Genomic DNA, 2718 nt, shown 5'->3' on the forward strand with positions numbered 1-2718 from the left:
GGGGCATAATGCCGGGACCCGGATTATGCCGCGCGGTCTCTGGTTGAGGTTGGTTTTCCGGCCATCGGCCGCGCGACGGTTCGGCATAATCAGAGCCCTTCCAAGAACGCGAGGAGTTGGTCGTCGGGCCGGAACCGGCCTGACGGCATGGGCGGAGCAGCGACGCGGGCGAGCGCCTTTTCCTTCATCCGCATGTCGGCGTGGATGTAGATCTGGGTGGTTTCGACGTTCTCGTGACCAAGCCAGAGCGCGATCACCGCTGGATCAACGCCGTGATGCAGCAGGTCCATCGCGTTGCTGTGGCGCAGCGTATGTGGCGTGACCCGCTTCGCGCCGATGCTCGGGCATGTCCGCGCAGCTGTCAGGCAGTGCTTGCGGACCAGATGCTCCAACGCATCCCGGCTCAGTCGCTCACCCCGGATCGACGGGAACAGCGGCCTACATTCGTCCTTGTCGGCGCCGATCCACGTCGCCAACAGCTTGGCCGTATCACGGCGAAGCGGTGTGGCGCGCTCCTTTCGGCCCTTGCCCAAGCAGCGGATGTGCGCTCCGGTTTCGAGCACCACATCGCCCCGCGTGAGGCCGACCAGTTCGGATGCCCGAAGGCCTGTCTGCACCGCGAGCAGGAGCAGCGCATGATCACGCCGCCCCGTCCATGTCGAGCGATCCGGCGCTGCCAGCAACGCGGCCATCTCGTCAGCATCGAGGAACGTCACCGTGCGCTTCACGTAGCGCTTGTTGGGCATCGCGAGCACGCGCTGGCAGTGCAGCAGCCAGGTCGGGTCGGTCATCGCGACGAAGCGGAAGAAGGACCGGATGGCGGCAAGCCGGGTATTGCGGCTGCGCGCGCTGTTGCCGCGTGCCGTCTCGGTGTGGACGAGGAAGTCGGCAACCAGATCGGCGTCGATGTCCTCGACGGTCAGCTTGACCGGCGGCTTGCCAAGCTCAGCACTTGCATATCGGAGCAGCAGCCGGAACGTGTCGCGGTAGCCTGCCACCGTGTGACGGCTCGCCTCCAACTGCGTGCACAGCCGGTCGGTGAAGAAGCGCTGGATCAGTGCGGGCAAGGCGGTGCTCATCGTGCCACCTCCCCAGCGGTGGCGCGTGCCATCGCCAGATCGAGCAGTTCCGGCACCGCTTCCAGATACCAGTATGTGTTGGAGGGATCGGCATGACCCAGATAGGTCGTCAGGCGGATCATCTCGCGCGCCGGGTCTTTGCCGGTGCGATACCAGTTGATCATCGTGCGCACGGCGAAGGTGTGGCGCAGGTCGTGGATGCGCGGTCCCCGGCCATGTCGCTGATACTGCTGGTGGGATCGCAACCCGATCCGCTGGCAGGCCTGCGCGAAGTTGTAGCGGGCCGAGCAGTCGGTCAGCCGCGTTGCCTTGTCGGTGACGAACAGCGGTTTCGCCGCGTGTCCGATCAGCCGGTCCCGCTCGGCAAGATAGGCATCCATGTGAGCCACCACGCCCGGATCGAGCGGCAGCAGTCGCTCGCGGCCAAGCTTTCCACGCCGGACCCGCAGCACGCCCTGATCAAGGTCTTCGCGGTCGAGCGCCAACGCTTCGCTGATCCGCAGGCCGGTGACCGCGATCAGCCCGAACAGCGTCGAGCAGGTGTGCCCGCGGAGGCCGTAGACCGAAGGCAGTTCACGGGCGGCTGCAACGATCGCGGCGATCTCGGCGGTAGTGTAGATATGCGGACGAGGCCGGTTGGAAGAGTCCGGCAGCAACCCTTGCGGCGGCACCTCGTGCGCGGGATCGAAGCCGCTCAGCCATTGCGCGAACAGGCGCACGACGCGCAACCTCGTAGCTCTGGTCGATCCGTTCGCGTCCGCCAGCGTTGCGTGCCAGCGCAGGAACAGCGCCGTGCCGATGTGGGCCGCACCTTCGGTATCGGCATAACTGGTGAAGCGGCGCAGGATGCGCTCGCTCGTGCGCAGTTCGTAACCGAGGTTGCGGCGAACGCTCAGATAACGGTCGAGCTGGGGTGCAAGGCTCATTGCGCGCCTCCCGCCACCGGCCAGGGCATCGCGATGGATCGCAGCCCGTCGATGTCGAGCCGGGCATATATCATCGTCGACGAGCGCGAACGGTGCCGCAGCACGTCGCCGATCTCGTCGAGCGATGCGCCCGCGTTCACCAGTTGGGTCGCAAGGCTATGACGCAGCAGGTGCGATCCCACATAGGGCGTCACCGGTTTCTGTCCGGTCGCCCTCAGCGCGTCCTTGAGGATCGCGTTGACGATCTGCCCGTCCTTGAACGGTCGATACGGTGCGCGTTGTGTGACGAACAGGGTCCGGCAGGTCGCCGGGCCACGTTCCTCGCGCAGATAGGTGCTCAGCGCGGCGCCGACTTCGGGCGTAATCGGCATCCGGTCGTACAACTGGCCTTTGCCGCGCACCGTCAGTTCGCCAGCACGCCAATCGATGTCGTCGAGCTGGATCGCGATGACCTCGACCGCGCGCAGACCGAGCCGCGCCATGATCAGCAGCATCGCGTAGTCGCGCGCGCCATATCGCAGATTACTGCGGGCCGAAGCGAGCACTGCCTCGACGCCATCCGGCGACAGATGCCGGGGGAGCCGTGCGTCCCAGCGCTTGGCGGTCTTGGGAAGGCTCAGCGCCAGATTGCTGGCCGTCGCCCCACACCCGAACAGATATTGGAGGAAGGTGCGAATATGCGTTGCAACCGTCTTGTCGCGGCGTCCCGCCGC

Annotated in this window: 3 protein-coding genes; all 3 read right to left on the minus strand. The window is 66.0% G+C overall.

The window, feature by feature from the left end; all coding sequences use genetic code 11:
• Positions 1-89 precede the first annotated feature (89 nt).
• Positions 90-1079, minus strand: coding sequence for a tyrosine-type recombinase/integrase (locus FHS49_RS19390; RefSeq protein ID WP_184022284.1), 990 nt, complete (start codon positions 1077-1079; stop codon positions 90-92).
• Positions 1076-2005 carry a tyrosine-type recombinase/integrase gene (locus FHS49_RS19395; protein ID WP_184022287.1) on the minus strand — a complete coding sequence of 310 codons (930 nt, stop codon included), beginning with the start codon at positions 2003-2005 and terminating at the stop codon, positions 1076-1078. The genes FHS49_RS19390 and FHS49_RS19395 overlap by 4 nt, the downstream gene beginning before the upstream one ends.
• Positions 2002-2718 (minus strand): tyrosine-type recombinase/integrase (locus tag FHS49_RS19400; RefSeq protein WP_184022290.1); only part of this gene is annotated, 717 nt, incomplete at its 5' end. The genes FHS49_RS19395 and FHS49_RS19400, both read right to left, overlap by 4 nt.

This window comes from Sphingobium boeckii (assembly GCF_014199215.1).
Classification (GTDB): domain Bacteria; phylum Pseudomonadota; class Alphaproteobacteria; order Sphingomonadales; family Sphingomonadaceae; genus Sphingobium_A; species Sphingobium_A boeckii.

What these genes read in the sequence shown, in the direction of transcription:
- FHS49_RS19390 (WP_184022284.1), bottom strand. Translation starts at nt 1,079, where the DNA reads ATGAGCACCGCCTTGCCCGCACTGATCCAGCGCTTCTTCACCGACCGG.
- FHS49_RS19395 (WP_184022287.1), bottom strand. Translation starts at nt 2,005, where the DNA reads ATGAGCCTTGCACCCCAGCTCGACCGTTATCTGAGCGTTCGCCGCAAC.